Raw genomic sequence first — 26,927 nt, 5'->3', positions numbered from 1 at the left:
GCACTCCCATTCGGTTCCGGTTTTTCAGGCTTTCTTGCGTGACAAAAGGAAGAAGACGGTCACGGCGATCAGGGACAGGAGAAGGAAGAGCGTGGAGATGGCGTTCATCTCCGGCGTGATGACGCGGCGCATCTGACCCAGCATGTAGGTCGGCAGCGTGTCCTGTCCGGCTGATTTGATGAATTCGGTGATGACGACGGTGTCGAGCGAGGTGACGAAGGCGAGCATGAAGCCGGCGATGACGCCCGGCACGAGCAGCGGCAGCGTCACATGGCGAAATGCCTGCAGGGGCGTCGCGTAGAGGTCTGCGGCGGCGCGCTCCAGCGTCAAATCCATCGTCTCCAGCCGCGCGCGAATCGGCAGATAGGCGAAGGGAATGCAGAAGGCCGTGTGCGCGGCAATTAGGTAGCCGAGGCCCTGATAGCCGGTCGACACCTTGATCATGGCGAAGAAGATCAAAAGTGCGACGCCGGTGACGATCTCGGGCACCATCAGCGGCTGGTTGATGAGCGCGTAGACCATGGTCTGGCCGGGGAACCGCCGCTCGTTGCGGGTCGTGGCGAGCGCCGCCATCGTCGCCAGGATCGTCGCCAGGCTCGCGGCCCATGAGGCGATGACGAGCGAGCGGATCGACACGTCCTGCACCTGCCGGTTGTTCAGCGCCGCCTCGTACCAGCGCAGCGAAAACCCCTCCCAGCGCGCCATCGAGGCGGCCTCGTTGAAGGAATAGACGACGAGCGTGACGATCGGCAGATAGAGGAAGACGAAGGTGATCATCGCGATCACCCCGAAGCCGGGCAGGCTGGCGATGGAGAAGTTCCGTTTACCCATGACGCCGGCCCTCGGGCTGCGCGGTCGAGCGGATGTAGAAGAGCAGCGCGATGACGACGATGACGAGCAGCGTCAGCGCGAGCGCCGAGCCGAGCGGCCAGTTGCGGCCCTGTCCGAACTGCAGTTCGATCAGGTTGCCGAGCATCAGATTGCGCCCACCGCCGAGGATGCGCGGCGTCACATAGGCGCCGATGGCGGGGATGAAGACGAGGATGGAGCCTGCAATGAAACCCGGCTTCACCAGAGGCAGGACGATGTGCCAGAGCACCTTGAGCCGTGTCGCGTAAAGATCGTAGCCGGCCTCGAGCAGCTTGAAGTCCAGCTTTTCCATGCTCGCATAGAGCGGCAGCACCATCAGCGGCAGGAAGACATAGGCCATGCCGAGCAGGATGGCGAAGTCGGTGAACAGCATTTGGATCGGTGCGGAGGTGATGCCGAGCGTCATCAGGATGTTGTTGACCAGCCCCTCGTTGCGGATCACCTCCTGGATCGCGAAGGTGCGGATGACGAGGTTGGTCCAGAACGGGATCGTGACGAGGAAGAGCCAGATCGGGCGCACGTCCGGCGCCCGCGTGGCAATGAACCAGGCCGTCGGGAAGCCGAGGATCGCGGTGATCAGCGTCGTGTAGAGCGCCAGCTTGATCGACCGCCAGAAGATGTCGAGATGGGCGGTGGCGGGCGCGACCGTCTCGTCGAAGATGTCGCGTGTGAAGAAGACCTGGAACCAGCCCTCGGTCGAGAAATTCCAGACCACGCCGCCGAAGCTGCCGGGCTCGAGGAAGGAATAGACGAGGACGATCAGAAGCGGGCCGGACGCGGCAAGCAGGAGCACGATGAGCGCGGGCGTGACCAGCCACCAGCGCCAGGCGATATCGCCGCGCGCAGCCTTCGGCTTGTCCGTATCCGCGCCATGCGGCGCCAGTTCGACCGCGCTCATCCGCGCACCACCTGAACGGCGCCTTCGGGGATCGCGATCGACACCGCATCGCCGGTGTCGGGCAGGCCGTTCGGCATCGCCGCGTTCTGGCTGCGCAGGATGAAGAGGTCGCCGGTGTCGAGGCGGATGTGGAAATGGGTGTCGGTGCCGAAATAGACGGCATTCTCGACCGTGCCTTTGAGCGCGCCGTCGGCGGCGAGCTTGGCGTGTTCGGGGCGCACGACGAGCGTGACGCTCTCGCCTTCGCCCGGCGACAGGCCTTCGGGCAGGCCCGCGTCGAGCGCCGCGCCGGAGGGCAGGCGCACGGTGGCCGAACGGCCGTTGGCACGCTCCACTTTCGCGGCGATGAAGTTCGTGTCGCCGATGAAGTCGGCGACGAAGCGCTCGGCCGGGTGGTTGTAGATCTCGCGCGGCGGTCCCACCTGGAGCACCTTGCCGGCGCTCATCACCGCGATGCGGTCCGACATGGTCAGCGCCTCTTCCTGGTCGTGCGTGACGAAGATGAAGGTGATGCCGGTTTCGGCCTGCAGGCGCTTCAGTTCGACCTGCATTTCCTTGCGCAGTTTCAGGTCGAGCGCGGAGAGCGGTTCGTCGAGGAGGAGGACGCGCGGGCGCGGGGCCAGCGCGCGGGCGAGCGCCACGCGCTGCTGCTGGCCGCCGGAAATCTGCGCCGGCTTGCGATTGGCCATCGGCTCCATCTTGACCAGCTTCAGCATCCGCGTAACGGTCTCGTCGATCTCGGCCTTCGGCTTGCCGAGCATCTTCAGCGCGAAGCCGATATTCTGCGCCACCGTCATGTGCGGGAAGAGGGCATAGGACTGGAAGACGGTGTTGACGGGTCGCTTGTTGGGCGGCAGGTCGGCGATGTCGGACCCGCCGAGCTTGATGCGGCCCGATGTCGGCTGCTCGAAGCCGGCGATCATCCGCAGGAGCGTGGTCTTGCCGCAACCCGACGGGCCGAGGAGGGTGAAGAACTCGTTTTCTGGAATCGTCAGGCTGACGTCGTCAAGCGCCCGGACCGCATCCTCGCCGCTCCCGAAAATCTTGCTGAGTTTCTCGACTTCGATGTCCGACCGGGTCGTTGAGGATGGCAAGCGCGTCTCCGTATCCGTGGGGCAGGGCTAGCCTATCCGTTTCAAACTCGAATTCACCCCCAAAATGAAGGCGTTGGCGATTTTGTCGCCACTCAACCGGGGGTGGAATTCGCGTCGTACGAGACCTTGCCGCCGCAGACCGTCAACGCGACGGCGAGCGTGTCGATGGCTTCGGGCGCGACCGCTTCGATGTCGCCGTCGAGGATGACGAAATCGGCGAGGTAGCCCGGCTTAAGCCGGCCGAGCCTGTCGTCGGCGAAACCTGCATAGGCGCCTTTGGCGGTATAGGCTTCGATCGCCTCGTGTAGCGTAAAGGCCTGGTCGGGCATGTCGTCGGCCCATTTCTCGCGGGTGACGGCGGCCTTGATGCCGCGCAGCACCGAAATATCGGACACCGGCCAGTCCGAGGCGAAGCAGATTTCCGCCCCTGCATCCTTCAGCGTTCGCCAGGCGTAGGAATACGGCCAGCGGTCGCGGCCGATGACGGAGATGGTCGGCTCCAGCGGAAAATCCATCGCGCCGGGCGGGTGGGGCGGCTGCTTGGACGCGACGACGCCGAGTTCGGCAAAGCGCGGAATGTCGGTGGCTGTCGTCACCTCGATATGCTCGATGCGATGGCGGCTGTCGCGCGCGCCGTTGGCCTTTCGGGCCGCCTCGTAGCCGTCGAGCACCGCGCGCACCGCGCCGTCGCCGATGGCGTGGACGGCGATCTGGAGGCCGCGCCGGTCGATCTCGGTCGCCAGCTCCTTGAAGCGTTCGGGCGAGAAAAGCGGCTCGCCGTGCCAACCGGGCTTGTCGGCATAGGGCTCGATCATGACGGCGGTCCAGCCGTCGAGAACGCCGTCATAGAACATCTTGACGAAGCCGGAGGAGAGCCAGTCCGACTTGTAGGTCGCCGCCATGTGCGAGGCCTTGTCGAGCGCGTCGGGCTGCATGAAGTTCTTGAAGTGGAACGGCACCTTCACGCGAACGTCGAGCGCGCCTTCGGCCTCGATCTCGGCGAGAAGTTCGAGCGTGTAGAGATTGCCGTCCATGTTGTGGATCGAGGTGATGCCGTGGCGCGCGGCATAGTCGAGGCCCTTCTTCAAGATCGCCCGGTCTGCGGCGCGCTCATCCGGCGTCGGCGCGGGATCGGGCTCGCCGCCAGTGCGCAGGCCGAGCCCCGCGCGCTCCTTGCCGGTCAATGCGACGACCGGGCCGAAGGCCTCGGATTCGCGCAACTCGCCATTGGCGAGGCCGTCGTCGCCCATGACGATCTCGTTGCCGGGGCCGAGCGTCCTGCCGTTGAGAAGGCCGGCAGCCTTCAGCGCGGCCGTATTCGCCCAGACCGTGTGGTGGTCGGCGGCGGACATGGCGAACGGCCGGTCGGGCAGGATCGCGTCGAGATGGTGGCGGGTGATGCGCTCCTTTTCCGACAGGATCGCATAATCTGCAAGCTGCGCCATCAGGAAGGGCGCGTCGGGGTTCTGCGCCGCGTAGTCCGTCACCGCCGCCTTCAGCGCCTCGAAGCCCTTGACGCCGCCGAGATGCAGGTCGTCGAGTTCGGCCGCGCCGGAGAAGAGGTGCATGTGGCTTTCGACGAAGCCGGGCAGGAGCGAGCGGCCCCTGCCTTCGACGCGGCGCGTGTCCGGCCCGGCCAGCGCCTCGATCTCGCTGTTCGCTCCCACCGCCAGGATGCGGCCATCGGCGATGGCGATCGCTTCGGCGCGCGGCGCGGCCTCGTCCATGGTGAGAATGCGCGCGTTCGTGACGATGAGTTCGGCGGATTGTGCCAAGATTTGCCCCTTCGACTGCCTGGGCCCATCGTAGGCCGGGCGTTCCGCGCCGGGCAAGTGCTGGCGCAATCGCTTGGGCGGAACAGGTACGACGCTTGCGAGTTCTGGTGATTGCGGCATTGCGTTCGGAGTTCAGCCCTTGGCGCCACGTGCAATCTGGAAAGGTCACCTCAAGATCGGCGAACTCGCCTGCGGCATCGCGCTCTATTCGGCCGCGACGACCTCGGAGCGCGTCTCCTTCCACGTCCTCAACAAGAAGACCGGCAATCGCGTGAAGCGCGAATATGTCGATGCCGACACCGGCAAGCCGGTCGAGCACGACGACCAGGTCAAGGGCTACGAGACGTCGAAGGGCGCCTACATTCTGCTGGAGCCCGACGAGATCGCGGCGGCGACGCCGCAGAGCGACAAGATGCTGACCGTCGATCACTTCATCTCCTGCGCCGACATCGACACGGTCTATTTCGACAAGCCCTATTATCTCGCGCCGGCCGATGATGCTTCGCAGGATGTGTTCGGGTTGATCCGGGAAGGGATGAAGACGAAGGGCGTCGCGGCGCTCGCGACCGCCGTCCTCTTCCGGCGCGTGCGCACCGTTCTCATCCACGCGCAGGGGCGGGGGCTCGTCGCCGACACGCTGAATTTCGACTACGAGGTCCGCGCCGCCGAAAAGGCGTTCGACAAGATTCCGGATTTGAAGATCAAGGGCGAGATGCTCGACCTTGCCAAGCATATCATCGGCACCAAGAGTGGCACGTTCGATCCGTCGCAGTTCGACGATCGCTACGACGCGGCGCTGGCCGACCTCGTCAAGGCGAAGATGGAAGGCAAGGAGATCAGGAAGCCGAAGCGCGAGGCCAAGGGCAAGGTGATCGACCTGATGGACGCGCTGCGCCAGAGCGCAGGTGCGCAGAAGGCGGCCGCCAAGCGCAAGCCGAAGGCCGAGGCGCCGCGACGCAAGGCAAGCTGAGATGGCACTCGACGTCTACAGGCAGAAGCGCGACTTCAGGAAGACGCCGGAGCCGTCCGGAGCGGCGCGCAAGGCCAAATCGAAGGGCAACAGCTTCGTCGTCCAGAAGCACGACGCGACGCGGTTGCACTATGATTTCCGCATCGAGGTCGACGGCGTTCTGGTGAGCTGGGCGGTGACGCGCGGCCCGAGCCTCGTTCCGGGCGAAAAGCGTCTCGCCGTCCAGACCGAAGATCATCCGCTCGACTATGGCGACTTCGAAGGCACGATCCCGAAGGGCGAGTATGGCGGCGGCACCGTCATCGTGTGGGATCGCGGAACGTGGAAGCCGGTCTTCGACTACGCCAAGGGGTACAAGAAGGGGCATCTGGAAATCGAGCTTTCCGGCGAGAAGCTCAAGGGCGTCTGGCACCTTGTGCGCATGGCCAGAAAGCCGCGCGAGAAGCGCGATAACTGGCTGATGATCAAGAGCGAGGACGAATTCGCGCGCGGCGAGGACGATCCGGACATTCTGGAGGAACGGCCGGAATCGGTGAAGACCGGGCGGCTGATCGCCGACGTCGCGAACGAGACGCCGGGCTGGTCGTCGAAGACCGGCAAGATCGAGACGAAAAAGGCCCCGCCGAAGCGCATCAAGGGTGCGAAGACGGCGGGCTATCCCGGCTTCGTCGAGCCGCAGCTTGCGACGTTGAAGCCGCATGTGCCGTCAGGCGCGCGCTGGCTGCACGAGATCAAGTTCGACGGCTACCGGCTGCAGGCGCATGTGCAGGGCCGCAAGGTGACGCTCTTCACGCGCAGCGGGCTCGACTGGACGGAAAAGTTCGGCGAGGCGGTGCCCGATGCCTTCCGCAAGCTGGCGCTCAAGAACGCCATCATCGACGGCGAGCTCGTCGTCGAAGGCAATGGCGGTGCGTCGGATTTCTCCGCATTGCAGGCTGACCTCAGCGAAGGGCGCAGCGACCGCTTCGTCTTCTACGCCTTCGACCTTCTCTATCTCGACGGCAAGGATCTGCGCGCAACGCCGCTCGTCGACCGCAAGGCGGCACTGGAAAAGCTGCTCGCCGACGCACCGAACGCGCTGCGTTTCTCCAGCCATTTCGAGGAAGACGGCGAGATGATCCTGCGCCACGCCTGCCGGCTCAGCCTGGAAGGCGTGATTTCCAAGGTGCGCGACGGCAAATACACCTCCGGGCGCGGGCGGGACTGGATCAAGTCGAAATGCGCCGAGCGGCAGGAATTCGTCATCGGCGGCTACGTGCCGTCCTCGACCTCGAAGAAGGCGATCGGATCGCTGCTCATTGGCTATCACGAGGGCGGGAAGCTCATCCATGCAGGCCGCGTCGGCACCGGCTTTTCGCGCAGCGTCGCCGAGGATGTGTTCAAACAGTTGAAGGCGATCGAGGCGAAGGAGGCGCCTTTCGACGGCAAGCTTTCCGCGGAGGCGAAGCGCGGCGCGGTGTTCGTCGAGCCGAAGATGGTCGCCGAGGTCGAGTTCCGCGCCTGGACGGCGGACGGAAACGTGCGCCACGCCTCGTTCCGCGGCATTCGCGAGGACAAGCCTGCGGCCGAGATCGTGCGCGAGGGCGGCACTGAAGAGAAGGCGAAGGACAAGCCGAAGAGCGCGGTCAAGCTCACCCACCCCGATCGCGTCTACTGGAAGGATGCGGGCGTCACCAAGGAGGGACTGGCGGATTACTATTCGCAGGTCTGGCCGTTGATGGCGCCGTTCGTCGTCAACCGGCCGCTGGCCTTGCTGCGCTGCCCGACCGGCATTTCCGGCCAATGCTTCTTCCAGAAACATGCGTGGAAGGGGCAGAGCAAGGAAATCCTCACCGTCCACGAAAAGCTCGACGACAGCGAGGAGCCGGGCATCGCCATCGACGATCTCGACGGGCTGATCGGCCTCGTCCAGGGCGCGACGCTGGAAATCCATCCCTGGGGCGCGCCGCTTTCCGACATCGAGAAGCCGGACATGATCATCATGGACCTCGACCCCGGCGATGGCGTCACGTGGGAGCGCGTGATCGAGGCGGCCCATGCCGTGCGCGAACGGCTGGAGGCGCATGGGCTGACTGGGTTCGTCAAGACGTCCGGCGGCAAGGGGCTGCATGTGGTGGCGCCGGTGAAGCCGAAGGCGGATTGGGACAGGGTCAAGGCGTTCACGAAGAGGATCGCCGAGGAGATGGCGGCGGACGAGCCCGATTCCTATGTCGCGACGATCACCAAGGCGAAGCGCAAGGGGAAGATCCTGATCGACTACCTGCGCAACGGTCGCGGCATGACCGCCGTCGCGCCCTATTCGACGCGCGCGCGGGAAGGGGCGGCGGTGTCGATGCCGTTGTCATGGGATGAATTGTCGCCGGAGATCAGGGCGGATCATTATACGGTGGCGAATGCCATGGCGCGGCTCGACAATCTGAAGGTCGATCCGTGGGCGGATTTTCGGAAGGCTGAGGCGGTGATTGGGGGGAAGGGAAGTCGGAGAGGTTGAGGTCCCCCTCTCCGTCTCGGGCTGTCGCCCGAGCCACCTCTCCCCCGAAGGGGGCGAGGAAACGCCCTTATCGGTGGCGGCTATCATCCGGCGATATTCAACCAGCCTGGGTTCCTCGCCCCCCTACGGGGGAGAGGTGGCCCGAAGGGCCGGAGAGGGGGAGCGCTGACGCTACTTCGTCTTCCCCGCCTTCTCACTCGCGATGCTCTTCTTCAGCGCGTCCATGATCGAAACGACGTTGGACGGCGTCTCCGGCTCGGGTTCGCACTTTGCCTTCGCCAGCGTCGGCTTCTTCTTTTTCTTCTTCGCCGCGATGATCTTGAGCAGCTTGTCCTGCACCGGGTCCTCGACCAGCTTCGGGTCCCATTTTGTCGAGCGATCGTCGATCAGGGACTTGACCAGCTTCATCAGCTTCGCGTCGGGCTTTTCGCGCTCGATTTCGGAGAAATACTCGGTCTCCTCGCGCACCTCGTCGCCATAGCGCAGCGTCCACAGGACGATGCCCTTGCCGCGCGGCTCCAGCATCACGGCGCGTTCGCGGCGATAGAGGACGACGCGGGAGATGCCGACCTTCTTCGTCGCGCGCATGGCGTCGCGGATGACAGCGAATGCCTCTTCACCGACCTTGTCGTCGGGGGCGATGTAGTGCGGCTTGTCGAGCCAGATCCAGCCGATGGAATCGGCCGGGACGAACTGCTCGATGTCGATGGTGCGGGTGCTTTCGAGCGCAACGGCGTCGAGCTCGTCGTCGTCGAGCATGACGTGCTTGTCCTCGCCGATCTCGTAGCCCTTGATCTCGTCATGCTCGCCGAGCGGCTTGCCGGTCACCGCGTCGACGTAGCGGCTTTCGATGCGGTTGCCGGTCTTGGCGTTGATCGTGTGGAAGCGCAGCTTGTTGTTCGCGGTGGTCGCGGGCGTCATGGAAATGGGGCATGTCACCAGCGACAGCTTGAGATAACCCTTCCAGAACGAGCGCGGCGCCATGGTCCTACCTCGCGACGATCTCGTGGAAGGAATCCTTGCGGCCCGGAATTTCCTCGGAGACCACCAGCGCGAGCTGCTTTTCCTCGAAGATTTTGAACCAGTCGTCCCATTCGACGATCTCGCGCCCGCCGAGCGCCATGGCCGCGTCGGCACCGCGATCCTGATCCTGATAGGACGCCTGGTCGAAGACGATCGACAGGACCGGATCGTCGCCGCCGACCGAGGGCGAGGCCTCGCTGATCGCCGGCGAGCCCATGCGGGCTGCGGCCCAGTCGCGGATTTCGTCGCGGTCGGTGAGGGTGCGTGTGGCTGCCATTTCAGAAACTCCTGTTATATCCCACCAAACGTCGGGCGGGGTCAGGAGTTCCGGGTCAGGCGGCGCGATCCTCGCTATCGCGCTCGGCCTGCCGCGCAACCGGCTTCATGTCGATGAAGGCCTTGATCGGTCGATGGTCGGAGGCGATTCTGGCGAGGTCGGAATCGTGGACTTCGAGTTTGGCGACGAGGCTTTCAGGCGTGCCGAAGATGCGGTCGAGCGCCAGCACCGGGTAGCGCGCGGGAAAGCTCGGCAGCGCCTCGCTCGGCCCGAAGGACGCGGGCAAACGGGTCAGCGACGAGCGCCGTCCGAGCCGCCATTCGTTCAAATCGCCGAGGATCAGCGTCGGCTTGGTGCCGCATTCGGAGACTTCGGCGATCAGCGTCTCGATCTGCCTCTTCCGTGAATGCCGCAGGAGGCCGAGATGGGCGGCGATGACGCGCAGGACGCCGCCCTTGACTTCGAGGTCGACGACGATCGCGCCGCGCGGCTCTGCGCCGGGCAGCTTCAGCTTCTGCACGTCCCGCACCGCGCCCTCGCGGTAGAGAAGCGCATTGCCGTGCCAGCCATGGCCGGTGGCGTGCGCGGCGACGGGGACGTGGGTGAGGCCAAGCTTTTCCTCGATGTGGAGCAGGTCGAGCAGGCCGTCGCGTGTGCCGAAGCGGCGGTCGGCCTCCTGGATGGCGACGATGTCCGCGCCCAGTTCGTCGATGACGGCGGCGGTGCGCATCGGGTCGAAGCGGCCGTCCGTGCCGACGCATTTGTGAATGTTGTAGGAGGCGACGACGAGGTCCGCGCTGTCCCCCGCGCCGTCATGGCGTTCATAGACGGTCTGGGCGTCGCGCAGATTGGCGATGAGCCGCGAGTTCCTGATCGTCTTCATCCTGCCGATCCGGCGCAAAGCCTTCATTACATCATCCGGGGTCTGGTCGAGCATCGCGTCATGCTAACGCCATTCGCATTGATCCGTTGCAAATACGACGATCCGGCGGGCGACGGCGTCACGATCGGTTTACCTCACAGATAGGGCGACGCCAGCCAGACGATCCGGTTGCGCAGGCGCTTGAGGAAGGGCCGGCCGGTCAGCGTCGCCAGCGTCTCCTCCTGCCCGCCGTCGATGCGGCGCTTCAGGTGTGCCTCGATATCGGCGGCGAAGTCGCGGTCGAAGATTTCGACGTCGAACTCGAAGTTCAGCCGCAGCGAGCGCGTGTCCATGTTGGACGAGCCGATCAGCGACCAGGTGCCGTCGACGGTCAGGAGTTTCGAATGGTCGAACGGACCGTCCGAACGCCAGACCCGGCAGCCCGGCCCGATCACCTGGTCGAGCTGCGCCGTCATCGCATAGTCGACGAGGCGCAGATTGTTGGCGGCGGGGATGACGATGTCGACCTCGACGCCGCGCCGTGCGGCCGAGGCGAGCGCACCGACGATCTGGAGGTCGGGCAGGAAATAGGGCGAGGCGATCATCAGCCGGCGGCGGGCGACGGCCGCCGCGCCCATCACCATCGCATGGGTGGCGTCGAGCCGCGTGTCAGGTCCAGAGAAGATCACCCGGGCGATGGACGAACCGGTGAGCGCGGGCGTCGCCGAGCGCCAGACCTGGCCGTCGAGCCGTTCCTTCGCGACGAAGAACCAGTCGTCCGCGAAGACCGCGAAGAACTGCGAGACGACCGGGCCGGTGACGCGGAAATGGAGGTCGCGATGCGGCTCGCGGTTTTCCGGCGAGGTGACGAAGCCTTCGCGAATGTTCATGCCGCCGGTGAAGCCGACGCGGCCGTCGACGACCATGATCTTGCGGTGATTGCGCAAATTCGCATAGGGCAGCCGAAAGCCGATGATGTTGCCGAGGAAGAGCCGGTTCGGCACTGCTCCGTCGCGAAGCTGCTGGCGGATCGAGGGCCGCGAATATCGCGCGCCGACCGCGTCGATCAGCACCCGCACCTCGACCCCGCGCTTGCGCGCGCGCACCAGCGCATCGGCGACCCGCCGGCCCGCCGCGTCATTGTCGAAGATGTAGCTCGACATTACGACGAAGCGCTTTGCCGCGTCGATTTCGGCGATCATCGCCGGATAGGTCTCGTCGCCGCCGTGAAGCTTCTCGACCTCGTTGCCGGCGGTCAGCCAGAAGGGCGAGACGCGGTCGCCGAGCGTCTTGATCGCCTGGAAGCGCGGCTCGGCGTGGATCGCCTCGAAGGCCATGCCGGATTCGACGCCGGCGGCCGCCTGCACTTCGGCGCTCGACTTCATCTTCCCGATCGTCTCGCGACGGATGCGGTTGATGCCGGCAATGGCGTAGATCGCCGCGCCGAGGATCGGCGACAAAAGGATGATTCCGACCCAGCCGATCGCCGCGCGCACGTCGTCCTTCGTCATCGCGGCATGGATCGCCGCCGGAATCCCGAAGGCGAGGCCGAGGACGAACAGGATGTAGGGCCAGTATTCCTGGAGGGTCGCGTACATCGTTGCCTTTGGTCAGTTCCGACAAACGCCGGAATGCGCCAGTCGATCCATCCGGTGGACCATGCCGCATTTCGCGCTGTCAACCGATGCCGCATGATGGCACAAGCGGGGAAGGGACGGCGCGGGGGTTCGATGGACTGGCGATTTGCACTCAAGATCGGCGCATTTCTGGTCGCCACGGCGGCGCTGAGCCTGCTTGGCGTCAACCTGATGCCGGACGAAACGGACATTCGGCGGCCGGTGCCGCATGTCGTCTCCGTCTCCGACCCGGCCTTCCTGCGCACCATGCACTCGGTCTTCGACGGCAACATCGCGGGCGGGCATGCGATCCAGACGCTGGTCAATGGCGAGGAAATCTTCCCGCCGATGCTGGAAGCCATCGAGGCGGCCGAGACCAGCATCAATTTCGAAACCTACATTTACTGGTCGGGCGAGATCGCGCTGAGATTTGCCAATGCGCTTGCCGCCAAGTCGCGCGAGGGCGTGCCGGTGCGGGTGCTGGTCGACGCGGTCGGCAGCCTGCCGTTCGATGAAGACATCATCTCTATCATGACCGATGCGGGCGTCGTCTTCGAGCGTTTCCGCCCGGTGCGCTGGTACACGCTCGACCGCGTCAACTACCGCACCCACCGCAAGCTCCTGATCGTCGACGGCCGGATCGGCTTCACCGGCGGCGTCGGCATCGGCGACGAGTGGCTGGGCGACGCGCGCAATCCGGCCGAATGGCGCGACAATCACTACAGCGTCGAGGGCCCGGTGGTCGCGGACATGCAGGGCGCCTTCGCGGAAAACTGGCTGGAAGCGACCGGCGAGGTGCTGCAGGGCGACGCCTTCTATCCCGAACTGGAGCCCGCCGGCGAACTTCTGGCGCAGCACGTCAAGTCGTCCCCCAGCGGCGGCTCGAAATCCATGCACCAGATGCTCTTGATGGCGATGGCCGGCGCGACCGAGCACATTCGCATCGCCATGGCCTATTTCGTGCCGGACGACGTCTCGATCGCGCAACTGGTCGAGGCGCGGGCGCGGGGCGTCGAGGTCGACATCATCGTGCCGAGCGCGCTCACCGACGTTCCGATCGTGCGCCACGGCTCACGCCATTTCTGGGGCGAATTGCTCGAAGCGGGCGTGCGCATCCACGAATATCAGCCGACGATGTATCACCCGAAAGTGCTCATCATCGACCGCTACTGGTCGACCATCGGCTCGACCAATCTCGACGAACGCTCCTTCCGCCTGAACGACGAGTCCAACCTCAACGTCTATGACGAGACCTTCGCGCAGACGCAGATCGACGTGTTCGACGCCGATCTCGCGCTGTCGGACGAGGTGACGCTGGAGGAATGGCGGAACCGGGGGATGTGGGAGAAGACCAAGGACTGGGCGGCGAGCTGGTTTCGGACGCAGCTTTGAGCTCAGCGCCGGAGCGCCCCCTCCGCCTCGCATTCGCTCGGCACCTCCCCCGCTTCGCAGGGAGGATCGACCGTCATGGACGGCCGCGATCTTGTTCCTCCCCAGCGAAGCGGGGGAGGGGGCCGCCGCAGGCGGTGGAGGGGGCGCGGGTTCGAAGTTGCTAACCGCCCCAGGTCTCCTTCAACACGCGCAGCCAGTTGCCGAAGCACAGCTTCTCGATCTCCGCCGCGCCATAGCCATGCGCGTGCATGGCATCGACCAGCTTCGGCAGTCCCGCAGCATCGCCGAGCACCTGCGGGACCATCGCGCCGTCGAAATCCGAGCCGAGGCCGACCGAATCGATGCCCGCGTTCTCGACCATGTGGTCGATGTGCCGCAGCATGATCTCGAACGGCGTGTCGGGGCGCATGCGGCCGTCGGTGCGCAGGAAGGCGGTGGCCTAGTTCAGCCCGGCGATGCCCTTCGTCTCGCCGATCGCCTTCAACTGGTCGTCGGTCAGATTGCGTGCGTGAGGCGTCACCGCATGGGCGTTGGAATGGGAGGCGATGAGCGGCGCGTCGGTCAGTTCCGCGACATCCCAGAAGCCTTTTTCGGTGATGTGGGAAAGGTCGAAGGCGATCCGCAGCGCGTTGCAGCGGCGAACGAGCTCACGGCCGAGATCGGTGAGGCCGGGGCCGGTGTCGGGCGTCGAGGGAAAGCGGAAGGGCACACCGTGGCCGAAGATGTTCGGCCGGCTCCAGACCGGGCCGAGCGAGCGCAGGCCGGCGGCGTGGAGCACGTCGAGATTGTTGAAATCCGCGTTGATCGCCTCGGCGCCTTCGATGTGAAGCACGGCCGCGAAATTGCCGGCGCCGACCGTGGCTGAGATTTCCGCTGCCGTGCGGCAGACTTTCAGCCGGCCTTCGGACCTCGCCTCGATGCGCAACAGCAGCGCCGCCATCGCCATCGTCTCGGCCAGCGCGGCATCCGCGGTGCAGCGGTCGGGCAGGGGCGCGTCATAGGTCGGCTGACTCATGATCGCCTCGACATCGGCCGCCTTGCCAGGCGAGGGGATGAAGATCGCGAAGAGCCCTGCGCGCAAGCCGCCTTCCAGCGCGCGCGGCAGGTCGATATGGCCGCCGACGCCGCCATTCAGGAAATCGGACACCGGATCGGCGCTCTTCCTCAGGTGAAGCCGCAGCAGCGTGTCGTTGTGGCCGTCGAAGATTGGGGTCGGTTTCTGCATCAGGGATCGATTCGCCTTCTGGTCGCAAGTCATTGGATTCGCAGTAAAGCATATAGACTGCGAGGCAATCGCGACATTGCCATCTGGACTAGGGGCGTGGCGTGCTTTGGGCCAAGCGGGCCGATTGTCCTTTTCCTTCGCCGGCTATAGTGCGGGACCCATGAGCCTCACCGTCATCGCCATCGTCCTTGCCTCGGCCCTGATGCATGCGGGCTGGAACGCCGTCCTGCGCTTTCGCGGCGACCGCATCGCGCTGATGACGATGCTGGCCGCGATGAGTGCGCTGATCGCGCTGCCGGGGCTGTTCTTCGTCGACTTTCCCCGCACTGAAGCATGGCCGTGGCTGGCGCTCTCGGTCTGCCTTCATCTCGGCTACAACGTCTTCCTCGCCAATGCCTATGCGCATGGCGAACTCGGGCAGATCTATCCGCTGGCGCGCGGTTCGGCGCCGATGCTGACACTCGCCGCCAGCATCCTGCTGCTGGGTGAAGACCTGACGCCCTTCGCCACGATCGGCATCGTCGTGCTCGGGCTCGGCATCGTGACGCTGTCGCTCGACGGCGGCGTGAAGGCGCTGAGGGCCTCGCCGCGCGGGTTGGTCTTCGCGCTGATCACCGCCGTCTTCATCACCGGCTACACGCTGTCGGACGGCATCGGGGCGCGGGCGGCGGGCGATCCGCACACCTATGTGCTGTGGCTCTTCGTCCTCGACGGCATCCCGCTCATGGCCTGGGCCTTCTGGCGGCAGGGCCGGGCGACCGGGCGCATGATCGCGCAGAACTGGAAGGCGGGCTTCATCGCCGGCGCGCTGTCGCTCGGCGCCTACTGGATCGCGATCTGGGGCTTCACCGTCGCGCCGATCGCGCTGGTGGCGGCGCTGCGCGAGACGAGCGTCGTCTTCGCGGTCATCATTGGCGTCCTGTTCCTCGGCGAGAAGATCAAGGCGCAGCGTGTTCTCGCCATCCTCATCGTCATCGCCGGCCTGGTTCTGATGAGGATGTGAAAAGGGCGGCTTTCGCCGCCCTTCCAGAGACTTACCAGGCCGTGAGAACCGAACCCTTGAAGGTCTCGTCGACGAAGGCCTTGACCTCGTCATTGTGGTAGGCCGCGACCAGCTTGGCGACCCACTCGGCATCCTTGTCGGCGGTGTTGACCGCGATCAGATTGACGTAGGGCGCCTTGGCGCCTTCCTTCAGGATCGGGTCGTTGGCCGGATCGAGGCCGGCTTCGAGCGCGTAGTTGGTGTTGATCGCCGACGCATCGGTGTCGGCGAGCGAGCGCGGAAGCTGGGCGGCGTCGAGTTCGACGAAGTTGAAGTTCTTCGGGTTCTCGGTGATGTCGGCGATGGTGACGTTCAGGCCCTTGTCGGGGTCGAGCGTGATCGCGCCCGAGTCCGCGACGACGAGCAGCGCGCGGCCGCCATTGGTCGGGTCGTTCGGGATGCCGATGGTCGCGCCGTCCGGCAGTGCCTCGAAGCTTTCGTGCTTCTCCGAATAGATGCCCATCGGGAAGTTGACCGTGTAGGCGACGTCGACAATCTCGAAGCCGCGGTCGCGGACCTGGTTGTCGAGATAGGGCTTGTGCTGGAACGAGTTGGCCTGGAGTTCGCCGTCGTTCAGCGCCTGGTTCGGCACGACATAGTCGGAGAATTCGAGGATTTCGATCTCGAGCCCGTCGACGGCGGCGATTTCCTTCACCTTCTCCATGATCTGCGCGTGCGGTCCGGGCGTGACGCCGATCTTGATCTCCTGCGCGAAGGCAGAACCGGCAAGGAGGGCGGCGAACGCCGTGCCAAGTGCGAGTTTCTTCAACATTTTCAAGTGTCTCCGTTTGGGATCAGATGGATTGATTCAACGCATTGCCAATTATCTGGGGCGGGCGCGCTTGTCGAAATGGCGGGCGAGGCGGTCGCCGGCCGATTGCACGAGCTGCACGAGCACGATCAGCACGACCACGACCGCGAGCATCACGTCGGGCATGAAACGCTGGTAGCCGTAGCGGATGCCAAGGTCGCCGAGGCCCCCGCCGCCGACCGCGCCGACCATGGCCGAATAGCCGATCAGGCTGACGACGGTCAGCGTCAGCGCCAGCGTGATGCCGGGGCGGGCTTCGGCGAGCAGCACCTTCCAGACGATCTGGAAAGGTGATGCGCCCATGGCGCGTGCGGTCTCGATCAGGCCGGGATCAACCTCGCGGATCGCCGATTCCACCAACCGCGCGACGAAGGGGATCGTCGCCAGCGTCAGCGGCACGATGGCCGCCGTGGTGCCGATCGACGTGCCCGCGACGAGCCGGGTGAAGGGGATGATCGCGACGACGAGGATGATGAAGGGCGTCGAGCGCGTGGCATTGACGATCGCGCCGAGGACGCGGTTCGTCATCGGCGCGTGGAAGAGTTCGCCGCGTCCCGAGGTGGCGAGGAACACGCCGAGCGGGATGCCGATCAGCGACCCGATGAGGGCGGCGACCGAGACCATGTGCAGCGTCTGTCCGGTGGCGCGGACGATGAGCCAGGCGATATCAGGCGACATGGCCGAGCACCTCCGTGGTGAGTCCGAGCCCGGCGAGGAAGGCGCGGGTCTCGGCGATCTTGGCGTCGTCGCCCTTGAACGAGACGATCAGCGTGCCAAAGGGCCGGCCGGCGATCTCGTCGACCGCGCCGCCGAGGATGTTGACCTCGAGGCCGAGTTCCTTCGACAGGCGCGAGAGCACCGGGTCGGTGGCGTGGGTGCCGGTGAAGACGATGCGCAGCACCGCCTCGCTGCCGGGTGACGGCTCGGGCCTGATCCGTGAGGCGACAAATTCCGGCAGCGTCATGCCGGGAATGCCGGCGAGCAGCGCCTTGGTCGTCTCGTGTTCAGGGCGGGTGAAGACGTCGAAGGTCGTGCCGCTCTCGACGATCCGGCCCTGTTCGATTACCGCGACATGGTCGGCGATCGACTTCACCACTTCCATCTCGTGGGTGATGAGGATGATCGTCAGGCCGAGTTCCTGGTTGATGCGGCGCAGGAGCGCCAGCACGGAGAGCGTCGTTTCCGGATCGAGCGCCGAGGTCGCCTCGTCCGACAGCAGCAGCTTCGGCTGCATGGCGATCGCGCGGGCGATGCCGACGCGCTGCTTCTGGCCGCCGGAGAGTTCGGAGGGGTAGCGGTTGCGCTTGTCGGCAAGGCCGACGAGGTCGAGCAGCGGCGTCACGCGCGCCTCGATCTCCCTGGCGGCGACGCCGGCGATCTCCAGCGGCAGCGCGACGTTGTCGTAGACGGTGCGCGAGGAGAGGAGATTGAAGTGCTGGAAGATCATGCCGATCTGCCGGCGCGTCTCGCGTAAAGCCTTTTCGCCGAGCGGCGCGATGTCCGTCCCGTCGACGAGCACCTTGCCGGAGGAGGGCTTTTCGAGGCCGTTGACGAGGCGGATCAGCGTCGACTTGCCGGCGCCGGAACGGCCGATGATCGCGGTGATCGAACCGCGAGGGGCGGCGAGGTCGATGTCGTCGAGCGCGATGACCTCGCCCGAGGCGCGGCCGGCCGGGAAGCTCTTGGAGACGGATTCGAAGCGGACGATAGCATCCTGCGATGCGGCCTCGCCGGCCTTCAAATTGCGGGGCGCCATGTTCATGCCGGCCATCCTGCCGGTCGCGGGGAGTTCATCGTTGCTGCCTTTCCGAGCCGCCAGCTTCCTCCCAAAAGCCGCAGTCGTCGTCTCATTGCTGGTCTTCATGGCGCGGTGACTACGCCTTCATTCCGGCCGCGACAATGCGCAAATTCGGGACGCAGTGTAGAGAATTTGCATTCCAAGTTTGGCGGGTTGGCGGGAAAAGGATTTCGGGGGTTGGGCGAAGGCGACCCCCACCCCATACCCCTCCCCACAAGGAGGAGGGGACGTGAGCGCCGCGTTCCTTTTTCAACCAAGCTCCAGGCGGAAGAGAATGTGCGACGTCGGCGACCCCCTCCTCCTTGTGGGGAGGGGTAAGGGGTGGGGGTAGCCTCGCGCTGCCCTATCCACCCGCGCGTTTTGCCACACAGGAAATCCGCTTCCCCCAATGTTACAACCACCGCCAGCACATTCAGGAGAGATGCGCATGAAGTTCATCCGATACATCGCCCTTGCCGGCGCCCTCTTGGCCGCGCCTGCCTTCGCGCACGACTTCGCCGCCGGCGACCTGACAATCGACCACCCGTGGTCGCGGGCGACGCCTAAGGGCGCGCGGGTGGCGGCCGGCTACGCCTCCATCACCAACAACGGCTCCGAGGCTGACCGGCTGATCGAAGTGCGCAGCGACTTCGCCGCTTCGGCCGAAATCCACGAGATGGCCGTCGATGGCAATGGCGTGATGACGATGCGCCCGCTCGCCGACGGCATCGAGATTCCGGCCGGCGAAGAGGTGAAACTCGAGCCCGGCTCCTTCCACATCATGTTCATGGGCCCCGAAAAGCAGCTCGTCGAGGGCGAGAATTTCGCCGGCACGCTGGTCTTCGAAAAGGCAGGCGAAGTCGAGGTGGAATTCGCCGTCGAAGGCATGGGCGGGCCGGGCGGGCATGCGGGCCACAACCATTGATGGCAAGACGTCGACGCGCTCTACCCGAGTCCGTTAACCATTGCTTAAGGCTGCGATTGCGCGATGAGGCGAACAGGCACAGTGATGCGTTCGGGTGGAGAAGAATGCGTCGCACTGAAAGCCCGGAACCATGCGGATCGTCGACATCGCGCGCAGCGCCTATACGAGCACGCCCGCACCGATCAGGCGCAGGCTGGCGCCGCTCGTTGCGCTCGTCCCGCGCAGCCTGAAATACGGGCCGGCCTTCGAGCGCTGGCGGCGGGATATCAAGCGATCCGAAGTCGAGCCGGCTTTCGCGGTGGACCGGGCGCAATCGCAGTTGCAGGCGCTTCTTACCAAGGCGTCGGCAGGTAGCGCCTTCTGGCGCAATCTTCTCGGCGCCGCCGCCTTCGCGACCTTCGAGCTCGAGGCGCTGGCGAGCGTGCCGATCACGACCAAGCAGATGATGCGCGAGGCGGGCGACGCCGCGCGCGTCGATGCGTTGCCGGCGCTTATTCAGGCGACCACCAGCGGCTCCAATGCCGAGGCGCCCTTCGAGTTCCTGATCGACGCTGACCGGAGCGTGCGCGAATTTGCCTTCGTCACCACGGCGTGGGGCCGCGCGGGCTACCGGCCGGGCGATGCGCGTGCCGTCCTGCGGGGCTTTCGCCTCGACGACGCGAACGCGTCCCATCAATGGGACCCGGCGCTTGGTGAACTGCGCCTCGCCGTCTTCCCGCTCGGGCCCGCTGAAGCAGCCGCGATGGCGGACGAGATCGAGCGGCGCCGGGTGTCCTACATCCACGGCTATCCATCCGCGATCGAGCTTTTCGCACGCCATCTCAACAATGCCGGGCGTCGGCTGGCCCATCCGGTCCGCGGTATCTTCCCGATTTCGGAGCCGGTCTTCGCCCACCAGCGCGATCTCTTCGCCAAGGTCTTTCAGCAGGCGGAAGTCGTCCCCTTCTACGGGATGAGCGAGAAGGTCGCCTTTGCCGTCGAACGACGGGGCGAGCCCGGTGTCTATACGTTCGAGCCGCTCTACGGGCTCGCCGAACTGGTCGACGATGCCGGGCAACCTGTCGCGACACCGGGGGCGGAAGGACGATTGCTCGGCACAGGCTTCATCTCCACCGGCATGCCCTTCATCCGCTACGATACCGGCGACCGGGCGCGGCTGGTCGAGGCGGCGACGCGCGAAAACGGTTGGCGGCTGACGGTTCGCGACATCGCCCCGCGCCGCAAGCCGGATTTTCTGATTGCCGGCGATGGCGGCAAGATCGTCGCCACCGACCTCGTGCCGGAAGATGTGACGCTTCTGCGCGGGCTTGCCGAATGGCAGTTCGCGCAGGGCTCGCCGGGTGTTGCGACGCTCCGCTTTGTGCCGGCGGCGAATGGCGGCGCGAGCAATGCGGAACGGCTGGCGAACGCGCTCGAAAGGCGAACGGACGGACGCCTGCGCTTCAATATCGAGCAGGTCGCCTCGATCACGTCCGGCGCGCACGGCAAGCGTGCCTTCATCATCCAGAACATCGCAGGCTGAAAGCGGGCGGACGATCGCTCGCCCGCCAGCTTGACCGCTGCTACTCGGTGACGACCGCGCGCAGCATCCAGACGACCTTCTCGTGATTGGTCATGCGGCCGACGAGCATGTCGTGCGAGACGAAGTCCTCAGCCTCCTCGGCCTGTTCGGCGGCGTCGCGCATCTTGCGGATGGCGGCCTCGTGGCCGTCGATCAGGTCGGCGACCATGTCGTGGGCGGTCTTCGATTCCGCCCCGAGTTCGACGACGATGTCGGCGCCCTTATTGCCGGAGACCGGCGCGCGGTAGCCCAGTGCGCGAATGCGCTCGGCAAGCTCGTCCGTCGCCTTGAACAGGTCGTTGTACTGCTCCTCCGTCATCACGTGGATAGAATGGAAGAGGGGACCGACGACGTTCCAGTGATAGATGTGCGTCTTGACGAGCAGCGCGTAGGTGTCGGCGAGGATGGCCGACAGGCTCTCGGCCACCGCCTTGCGGCTCTTGGCGTCGATGCCGGTGTTGACCTCAACGTCACGGGGCTTGGTGTCGAGAACCTTGGCGCTTTTGGCCATGAGAATGCTCCTGTTCTGGCTGGGCGGTTGGCCGTTCGGCCGTTCGCTCCATGAACATTCTCTAATGTGAAATGTTCCCGATTACCGACGCCAGAAGGCGGGCGACATCAGGACCAGAACGGCGAGGATTTCGAGCCGGCCGAGCAGCATGGCGGCGATCAGCACCCATTTTGCCGCATCGGACAGCGGCACGAAATTGCCGGCCGGGCCGATGATGTCGCCGAGGCCGGGACCGACATTGGTCAACGCGGTCAAGGTGCCCGTCACGGCGCTGACGAGGTCGAGGCCCGTCAGGGTCAAGAGCAGCGTGCCGACGCACAGAAGGACGAGGAAGACGGCGACGAAGAGCGTCGTCGCGCGCTGCATGTCGCCGTCGATCACGCGCTTGCCGTAGCGGATCGACTGGACCGAATTCGGGTAGATCAGCTTGTTCAGGCCGCGCGCGAGAAGCTGGTAGAGGATGTAGAAGCGGTAGGCCTTGATGCCGCCCGAGGTCGAGCCCGAACAGCCGCCCATGAAGGTCGCGACGAAGGCGCAGCCGACGGCGAACGGGCCCCAGGCCGAATAGTCGCCGCTGGCAAATCCCGTCGTGGTGATGATCGAGATGAAGTTGAAGGCCGAATGGGTCAGCGCCGTGCCGAAGCCGACTTCGGAGGTCACCCGCAGATAGATCGCGACGGCGAGTATGAAGCCCGCGCAATAAGTTGCGAAGACGCGGATCTGCGGGTCGCCCAGCGGATCGACGCGGCCACGCACCGCCAGCAGGATCAGGATCGAGAAGGGCAGGGCGCCGACGAACATGAAGATCGTGCCAACCCACAGGATCGCCGGCCGGTCGGCATAGGTGCCGAAGGAGGCGTCGTGGGTCGAGAACCCGCCGGTCGACAGCGTCGCCATCGAGTGGTTGATCGCGTCGAAGGCGGTCATGCCCGCGGCCGCATAGGCGACCGCGCAGACCAGTGTCAGCGCGCCGTAGATGCCCAGAAGCGCGATCGTATAGGTCGACAGGCGCGCGAAGGGCCGGTCGCCGATATCGGAGGACTCGATCTTCAGGTATGAAACGCCGCCGATATTGAGGAATGGCAGGACGAAAAGCCCGAGCGCGATCACCCCGACGCCGCCGATCCATTGCAGGAGCGAGCGCCAGAGCAGCAGCCCCGGCGGCAGGGAATCCAGGCCCGCGATCACGGTCGAGCCGGTCGTCGTCAGCGCCGAGACGCTTTCGAAGATCGCATCGGTCACGCTGAGCCCGATCGAGGCCGCATAAAGCGGGACGGCGCCGGCAATGGCCGTCGTGACCCAGAGCACGTTGACGAGGAGGAAGCCGAAGCGGGCCGAAAGCTGGGGCGGGGTGCCGAAGGTGGCGAGCGCGATGCCGGCCGACAGGCCGCCCACGAGAAGGCCGGACAGCGTGAAGACCTGCCAGTCCGGGTTGCCGACATAAAGGTCGACCACCGCCGGGAGCGCCATGAACAAGGCGAGATAGGCCGAAAAGATCGCCGCGACGAAGGTGACGGCGCGAATATGGAGCGTGTTCAAGATGCTGTCGAACCACACAAAATGATCGGCGAGCTATACGCCCGAACAGCAACCCTGAACAGCCGCGCCGTCGCCCGCGCCGATCACGAATTGCGGACAAGCCATGCCGGATAGTCGCTGACGAGAAGGTGCAGCGGCGGCTCGTCCTCCTCGATCGTGGCGAAGCGGCCGATCGGCTCGCGGAAGATGTTGTCGGTCAAATCGTCGTTGACGGTCGAGACCTCGCCGATCAGCACGTCGCCGCCTTCGCCCCAGAAGGCGTGCCAGTCGCCGGGCATCAACGTCACGCTCGCGCCCGGCGCGAGCTTGAGCTTGCCGCCGGCCGAAAGTGTGCGCGCGATGCCGTCGCAGGCGACGGTGACGCCGCGCTTTCCGTCGAAATTGCCGTCATCGTCAGAACCGAACAACTCGACCACCAGCGTCGCGCCGCCGCGATTGATGATGTCCTCCGCCTTCAGGCGATGCGTGTGCATCGGGCTCAACTGGTCCTGCCGCGAGATCAGCAGCTTTTCGGCGTAGCACATGCCGCCCCCGCGCTTCAGGTCGGCGAGACGGCCGTTGCGCAAGGTGAACAGGAACAGCCCCATCTCGTCGAACCGCCCCGCGCCATAGTCGGTGATGTCCCAGCCGAGCCGCGCGTCAACAATCGCCTGCGCATCGCTCCGCGCTCGAAATTCGTCCGGTGTCCAGCGGGCAAAGGGCGGCAGGACGAAGCCAAAGCGACGCATCATTTCATCGGCTTCGCTCATGATGTCATTGATTTCAGAGCGTTTCATCGGCTTAGCTCAACAATCGATTCAAGAGGTTCATCCATGCAGTCCGTATCGGAGATCGCGGAAGTCATCGCCGAAAAGGCGCAAGGGTCGGCCCGCTTCATCGTAGCGCTCGCCGGGCCGCCCGGCGCCGGCAAGTCGACGCTGTCGCAGCTTCTGGCGGACGCGCTCGGCGACGCGGCGATCCTTCAGGGCGACGGATTTCACTATGACAACGCGATCCTCGATACACTCGGCCGGCGCCAGCGCAAGGGCGCGCCGGACACGTTCGACGTCGCAGGCCTGGAGAGCGTCCTGTACCGCATCCGGGGTGGCCAAGACGTCATCGTGCCCGTCTTCGACCGCCCGCTCGACCTCGCCCGGGCCGGCGCGGCGCGGATTGCGGGCGATGCGCGTTTCGTCATCGTCGAGGGCAACTATCTGACGCTCGACGCCGCGCCGTGGAGTGCGCTGCGTCCGCTCTTCGACGTGACGGTGCTCATCGACGTGCCGCGCGCCGAACTCGAAAAGCGTCTGATGCGGCGCTGGCTGGATCTGGGCTGGAGCGAGGAACAGGCGGCGCATTGGGTCGCGTCGAACGACATGCCCAATGTCGATCTCGTCCAGGCGCAGGGCGGCTCGGCCGATATTCTCTGGCGGCCGCAAGCGCTCTAGGCCCTTGCCGCGACCCGCCGCCAGGCCGGCGCGGAGATGTCCGAAGCCCAGGGAGGATTGGCGCCGGAGCGCGAGACGGCGACGGCCGCGACCTCCGCCGCACGGTCGAGGCAAAGCCGCAGATCGCCGTCGCCCATTGTGCGGACGGCAGCTTTGTCGAGACTGCCCAACCCCTCCAGCGCTTCGAGAAAGCCGGCATTGAAGGCGTCGCCGGCACCGACCGTGTCAACGATGGTCGCCGGCCGCGGCGAAACCGAAATCGTCCCGCGCGCGGTGTGCCCGGTCGCCCCGCGCGCGCCGTGGGTGACGAGCACGATCGATGGGCCGGTCGCAAGCAATTCGTCGATGAAGGCGCCGGCGTCGGGCGAGAGCCATGCAAGGTCCTCTTCCGACAACTTGACGATGTCGGCGCCGGCCATCATGCGCGTCAGCCGCGCGCGGTAGGCTCTCTCGTCGGTGATGAAATCCGGACGGATGTTCGGGTCGATCATGACGAGGCGGGCCTTCCCTTCGCGCGCCATCAAGTCCTCGAAGGCCGAGCCGCAGGGCTCGACGACGAGGCTGATCCCGCCGAAGAACAGGGCGCGCACATTATTGCCGAGCCTCGGCAAGTCCGCGGGCTCGAGCATCCGGCTCGCGGTTCCCTCGTCGTAGAAATGGTAACTTGCGTGGCCGTCCTCGAGTGTGACGAAGGCGAGCGTCGTCGGGCGAGCGCTGCGCGGCGAGAGCGCGGAATCGACGCCGGACGCGTTCAGTTCGTCGGTCAGCATCCTGCCGAAGAGGTCGGTCGACAGGCCGTTGAAGAAGCCCGTCTCGACGCCGAGCCGCCCCAGCGCGATGGCGGTGTTGAACACCGCGCCTCCCGCATGGGGCGCAAAGCCGCGCTGCCCGCCCTCAAGCTCGACGGGCAGCATGTCGATCAGTGCATCGCCGCAGCACAGGATCATCGCGTCACGCCGCCTCGGCCAGTTCCGGCGGCGCTTTCGCGCCTGTCATGAAGGCGACGGCATCCGACATGGTGTGCTCCTTGGGGTCGATGACGCAGAGGCGCCGGCCGAGGCGATGGACGTGTATGCGGTCGGCGACCTCGAAGACATGCGGCATGTTGTGCGAGATGAGCACGATCGGCATGCCGCGCTTCCTGACGTCGAGGATGAGTTCGAGCACGCGGCGCGATTCCTTGACGCCGAGCGCCGCCGTCGGCTCATCCATGATGACGACCTTGGAGCCGAACGCCGCCGCCCGCGCCACCGCCACGCCCTGCCGCTGGCCGCCCGACAGCGTCTCCACCGCCTGGCTGATGTTCTGGATCGTCATCAGGCCGAGTTCGGAGAGCTTGTCGCGGGCGATCTTCTCCATCGCGGGCCGGTCGAGAAGCCGGAAGGTCCGACCCAGAAAGCCCGGCTTTCGGATCTCGCGGCCGAGGAACATGTTGTCGGCGATCGAGAGAGCCGGCGACAGAGCGAGGTTCTGGTAGACCGTCTCGATGCCGGCGTCGCGCGCCTCCATCGGCGAGCTGAAATTCACGATCTGCCCGTCGAGGCGGATTTCGCCTTCGTCCGGCCGGATCGCGCCCGAGATCGCCTTGATCATCGAGGATTTGCCGGCACCGTTGTCGCCGATGACGGCGAGGATTTCGCCCGGATAGAGGTCGAAATCGGCACGGTCGAGGGCGGTGACGCGGCCATAGCGTTTGACGAGGCCGCGGGCGGAGAGAACGGGCTGGGTGCTCATGACGAAAGCTTCCTGATCCACTGGTCGATGGCGACGGCGACGATGGTAAGCCAGCCGATGGCGAAGACCTGCCAGAGAACGTCGACGCCGGCGAGGCGCAGACCCGAGTTGAAGACACCGACGATCAGCGCGCCGACCAGCGGCCCCATGATCGAGCCACGCCCTCCGAAGAGCGAGATGCCGCCGATCACCACGGCGGTGATCGATTGCAGGTTCGCTTCCTGGAAAGACTGCGGCGAGACCGAGCCGACGCGGCCGATTGACGCCCAGGCGGCGAGGCCGCAGACGAGGCCGGCGAGCGCATAGACCGAGAGCAGCGTGCGGTTGGTGCGGATGCCGGAAAGTTCGGCCGCCTCCTTGTCGTCGCCGATGGCATAGACGTGCCGGCCCCAGGCGGTGCGGTTCAGCATGTACCAGAGGACGGCGAAGATCAGCACCATCAGGATCGAGCCATAGGTAAATTGCGCGCCGCCGATGCGGAAGCTCTGGCCGAAGAATTTCAGGAGCGGCGCCGCCGCGTCGATGTCCTGGCTACGGATCGACTGCGCGCCGGACAGCCACAGCGTCAGCGCGAAGAAGATGTTCCAGGTGCCGAGCGTGACGATGAAGGGCGGTAGCTTGAAGCGCGTGACGAACAGCCCGTTGAGCGCGCCGGCGGCCGCGCCGCCGACCATGCCGAGCCCGATGGCGAGCGGGGCGGGCACGCCCATCGAAACCGCGAGATTGCCGGCGACGACCGACATCAGCACCATGATCGCGCCGACCGACAGATCGATGCCGGCGGTCAGGATGATGAGGCTCTGCGCTGCCGCAAGGATGCCGATGATCGAGACCTGCTGCATGATCAGCGACAGGTTGAAGGCGGAGAAGAAATTCGCGCCGGCGATGAAGCCGAAGGCGACGATGCTCAAGGCGAGCACGATGAACGGCACCATCGTCGGATTGGCATGAAGCGCATGCTGCAACCGGTCGATGACGTTCTTGTCGTGTCCCTCGAAGGCGGCGACGGAGCGGTCGCTCTTGTCCAGCGACGCCTCGAACTCCTGCCCGCGCGGGGGCAGGGCGCTTGTGTCGGTCATGGCTGCTTCCTCCCAAAGCGAAGCGAGT

24 protein-coding genes and 1 pseudogene are annotated in these 26,927 nt (G+C 65.6%); 7 read left to right on the top strand and 18 right to left on the bottom strand.

What is annotated here, in order from left to right; all coding sequences use genetic code 11:
• Nucleotides 1-24: 24 nt before the first annotated feature.
• The 4 genes from ALII_RS0112650 to ALII_RS0112635 all read right to left on the bottom strand — a co-directional run bounded on the left by ALII_RS0112650 (nucleotide 25) and on the right by ALII_RS0112635 (nucleotide 4,589).
• Complete coding sequence (locus ALII_RS0112650; RefSeq protein WP_024587674.1) at nucleotides 25-831, bottom strand: ABC transporter permease; 807 nt, start codon at nucleotides 829-831, stop codon at nucleotides 25-27.
• Nucleotides 824-1,768: an ABC transporter permease gene (locus ALII_RS0112645; RefSeq protein ID WP_024587673.1), complete on the bottom strand. Its 945-nt coding sequence runs from the start codon at nucleotides 1,766-1,768 to the stop codon at nucleotides 824-826. Before ALII_RS0112645 ends, ALII_RS0112650 begins: the two co-directional genes overlap by 8 nt.
• Complete coding sequence (locus ALII_RS0112640; RefSeq protein ID WP_024587672.1) at nucleotides 1,765-2,862, bottom strand: ABC transporter ATP-binding protein; 1,098 nt, start codon at nucleotides 2,860-2,862, stop codon at nucleotides 1,765-1,767. Before ALII_RS0112640 ends, ALII_RS0112645 begins: the two co-directional genes overlap by 4 nt.
• A 92-nt stretch (nucleotides 2,863-2,954) precedes the next feature.
• Entirely contained in the window at nucleotides 2,955-4,589 is a 1,635-nt protein-coding gene (locus ALII_RS0112635) for an amidohydrolase (protein ID WP_244437431.1), read from the bottom strand.
• 187 nt (nucleotides 4,590-4,776) lie between these two features.
• On the opposite strand from ALII_RS0112635, the gene ALII_RS0112630 reads away from it, so the two are divergent.
• Nucleotides 4,777-5,607, top strand: a complete 831-nt coding sequence (locus ALII_RS0112630) for a Ku protein (protein ID WP_024587670.1) — start codon at nucleotides 4,777-4,779, stop codon at nucleotides 5,605-5,607.
• A gap of 1 nt (nucleotide 5,608) precedes the next feature.
• Nucleotides 5,609-8,098: a DNA ligase D gene (gene ligD / locus ALII_RS0112625; RefSeq protein WP_024587669.1), complete on the top strand. Its 2,490-nt coding sequence runs from the start codon at nucleotides 5,609-5,611 to the stop codon at nucleotides 8,096-8,098.
• Nucleotides 8,099-8,269: 171 nt separating this feature from the next.
• On the opposite strand, the gene ALII_RS0112620 is transcribed toward ligD, so the two are convergent.
• The 4 genes from ALII_RS0112620 to ALII_RS0112605 all read right to left on the bottom strand — a co-directional run bounded on the left by ALII_RS0112620 (nucleotide 8,270) and on the right by ALII_RS0112605 (nucleotide 11,858).
• Nucleotides 8,270-9,082, bottom strand: coding sequence for a Ku protein (locus ALII_RS0112620; protein WP_024587668.1), 813 nt, complete (start codon nucleotides 9,080-9,082; stop codon nucleotides 8,270-8,272).
• A 4-nt stretch (nucleotides 9,083-9,086) separates the two neighbouring features.
• Nucleotides 9,087-9,398: a hypothetical protein gene (locus ALII_RS0112615; RefSeq protein WP_024587667.1), complete on the bottom strand. Its 312-nt coding sequence runs from the start codon at nucleotides 9,396-9,398 to the stop codon at nucleotides 9,087-9,089.
• Between the two features lie 55 nt (nucleotides 9,399-9,453).
• Nucleotides 9,454-10,308 (bottom strand): endonuclease/exonuclease/phosphatase family protein, encoded by an 855-nt coding sequence (locus tag ALII_RS0112610; RefSeq protein WP_024587666.1) that lies wholly within the window; start codon nucleotides 10,306-10,308, stop codon nucleotides 9,454-9,456.
• Nucleotides 10,309-10,415: 107 nt separating this feature from the next.
• Nucleotides 10,416-11,858: a phospholipase D-like domain-containing protein gene (locus ALII_RS0112605; protein WP_024587665.1), complete on the bottom strand. Its 1,443-nt coding sequence runs from the start codon at nucleotides 11,856-11,858 to the stop codon at nucleotides 10,416-10,418.
• Between the two features lie 132 nt (nucleotides 11,859-11,990).
• Here ALII_RS0112605 and ALII_RS0112600 point away from each other — a divergent pair, with 132 nt between their 5' ends.
• Nucleotides 11,991-13,268, top strand: coding sequence for a phospholipase D-like domain-containing protein (locus ALII_RS0112600; RefSeq protein ID WP_024587664.1), 1,278 nt, complete (start codon nucleotides 11,991-11,993; stop codon nucleotides 13,266-13,268).
• A 160-nt stretch (nucleotides 13,269-13,428) separates the two neighbouring features.
• Here ALII_RS0112600 and ALII_RS21285 read toward each other — a convergent pair.
• Nucleotides 13,429-14,493: pseudogene (locus tag ALII_RS21285) on the bottom strand (dipeptidase).
• A 160-nt stretch (nucleotides 14,494-14,653) separates the two neighbouring features.
• Here ALII_RS21285 and ALII_RS0112590 point away from each other — a divergent pair.
• The gene (locus tag ALII_RS0112590) at nucleotides 14,654-15,496 is read left to right on the top strand and encodes an EamA family transporter (RefSeq protein WP_024587663.1); all 843 of its coding nucleotides are present in this window, start codon (nucleotides 14,654-14,656) and stop codon (nucleotides 15,494-15,496) included.
• Between the two features lie 31 nt (nucleotides 15,497-15,527).
• Here the strand turns inward: ALII_RS0112590 and ALII_RS0112585 are convergent, their stop codons facing one another.
• Genes ALII_RS0112585 through ALII_RS0112575 form a run of 3 tightly spaced genes read right to left on the bottom strand, consistent with a single transcriptional unit; the run spans nucleotide 15,528 to nucleotide 18,102 of the window.
• Nucleotides 15,528-16,307 (bottom strand): MetQ/NlpA family ABC transporter substrate-binding protein, encoded by a 780-nt coding sequence (locus ALII_RS0112585; RefSeq protein WP_024587662.1) that lies wholly within the window; start codon nucleotides 16,305-16,307, stop codon nucleotides 15,528-15,530.
• Between the two features lie 51 nt (nucleotides 16,308-16,358).
• Nucleotides 16,359-17,024 (bottom strand): methionine ABC transporter permease, encoded by a 666-nt coding sequence (locus ALII_RS0112580; RefSeq protein WP_024587661.1) that lies wholly within the window; start codon nucleotides 17,022-17,024, stop codon nucleotides 16,359-16,361.
• Nucleotides 17,014-18,102 (bottom strand): methionine ABC transporter ATP-binding protein, encoded by a 1,089-nt coding sequence (locus ALII_RS0112575; protein WP_161632263.1) that lies wholly within the window; start codon nucleotides 18,100-18,102, stop codon nucleotides 17,014-17,016. The genes ALII_RS0112580 and ALII_RS0112575 overlap by 11 nt, the downstream gene beginning before the upstream one ends.
• Nucleotides 18,103-18,571: 469 nt before the next feature.
• Here ALII_RS0112575 and ALII_RS0112570 point away from each other — a divergent pair, with 469 nt between their 5' ends.
• Nucleotides 18,572-19,048, top strand: a complete 477-nt coding sequence (locus tag ALII_RS0112570; RefSeq protein WP_029660487.1) for a copper chaperone PCu(A)C — start codon at nucleotides 18,572-18,574, stop codon at nucleotides 19,046-19,048.
• A 130-nt stretch (nucleotides 19,049-19,178) separates the two neighbouring features.
• Nucleotides 19,179-20,570, top strand: a complete 1,392-nt coding sequence (locus ALII_RS0112565) for an AMP-binding protein (RefSeq protein ID WP_024587658.1) — start codon at nucleotides 19,179-19,181, stop codon at nucleotides 20,568-20,570.
• 40 nt (nucleotides 20,571-20,610) lie between these two features.
• On the opposite strand, the gene ALII_RS0112560 is transcribed toward ALII_RS0112565, so the two are convergent.
• The 3 genes from ALII_RS0112560 to ALII_RS0112550 all read right to left on the bottom strand — a co-directional run bounded on the left by ALII_RS0112560 (nucleotide 20,611) and on the right by ALII_RS0112550 (nucleotide 23,435).
• On the bottom strand, nucleotides 20,611-21,120 hold the full coding sequence (locus tag ALII_RS0112560) for a Dps family protein (protein ID WP_024587657.1): 510 nt from the start codon (nucleotides 21,118-21,120) through the stop codon (nucleotides 20,611-20,613).
• An 81-nt stretch (nucleotides 21,121-21,201) separates the two neighbouring features.
• On the bottom strand, nucleotides 21,202-22,659 hold the full coding sequence (locus tag ALII_RS0112555; RefSeq protein WP_024587656.1) for a TrkH family potassium uptake protein: 1,458 nt from the start codon (nucleotides 22,657-22,659) through the stop codon (nucleotides 21,202-21,204).
• Nucleotides 22,660-22,742: 83 nt separating this feature from the next.
• Entirely contained in the window at nucleotides 22,743-23,435 is a 693-nt protein-coding gene (locus ALII_RS0112550; protein ID WP_024587655.1) for a D-lyxose/D-mannose family sugar isomerase, read from the bottom strand.
• A 36-nt stretch (nucleotides 23,436-23,471) separates the two neighbouring features.
• On the opposite strand from ALII_RS0112550, the gene ALII_RS0112545 reads away from it, so the two are divergent.
• Complete coding sequence (locus ALII_RS0112545; RefSeq protein ID WP_024587654.1) at nucleotides 23,472-24,086, top strand: nucleoside/nucleotide kinase family protein; 615 nt, start codon at nucleotides 23,472-23,474, stop codon at nucleotides 24,084-24,086.
• On the opposite strand, the gene ALII_RS0112540 is transcribed toward ALII_RS0112545, so the two are convergent.
• From ALII_RS0112540 to ALII_RS0112530, 3 genes are read right to left on the bottom strand one after another with little or no spacing between them, the layout of a single operon-like run.
• Nucleotides 24,083-25,033, bottom strand: a complete 951-nt coding sequence (locus ALII_RS0112540; protein WP_024587653.1) for a carbohydrate kinase — start codon at nucleotides 25,031-25,033, stop codon at nucleotides 24,083-24,085. The two genes, ALII_RS0112545 and ALII_RS0112540, sit on opposite strands and share 4 nt — an antisense overlap.
• A gap of 4 nt (nucleotides 25,034-25,037) precedes the next feature.
• Nucleotides 25,038-25,820: an ATP-binding cassette domain-containing protein gene (locus ALII_RS0112535; protein ID WP_024587652.1), complete on the bottom strand. Its 783-nt coding sequence runs from the start codon at nucleotides 25,818-25,820 to the stop codon at nucleotides 25,038-25,040.
• Nucleotides 25,817-26,899: an ABC transporter permease gene (locus ALII_RS0112530; RefSeq protein ID WP_024587651.1), complete on the bottom strand. Its 1,083-nt coding sequence runs from the start codon at nucleotides 26,897-26,899 to the stop codon at nucleotides 25,817-25,819. Before ALII_RS0112530 ends, ALII_RS0112535 begins: the two co-directional genes overlap by 4 nt.
• Nucleotides 26,900-26,927 lie beyond the last annotated feature (28 nt).

This window comes from Aliihoeflea sp. 2WW, from assembly GCF_000497755.1.
Lineage (GTDB): Bacteria > Pseudomonadota > Alphaproteobacteria > Rhizobiales > Rhizobiaceae > Aliihoeflea.
This window is presented reverse-complemented; position numbering and strand designations above follow the sequence as displayed.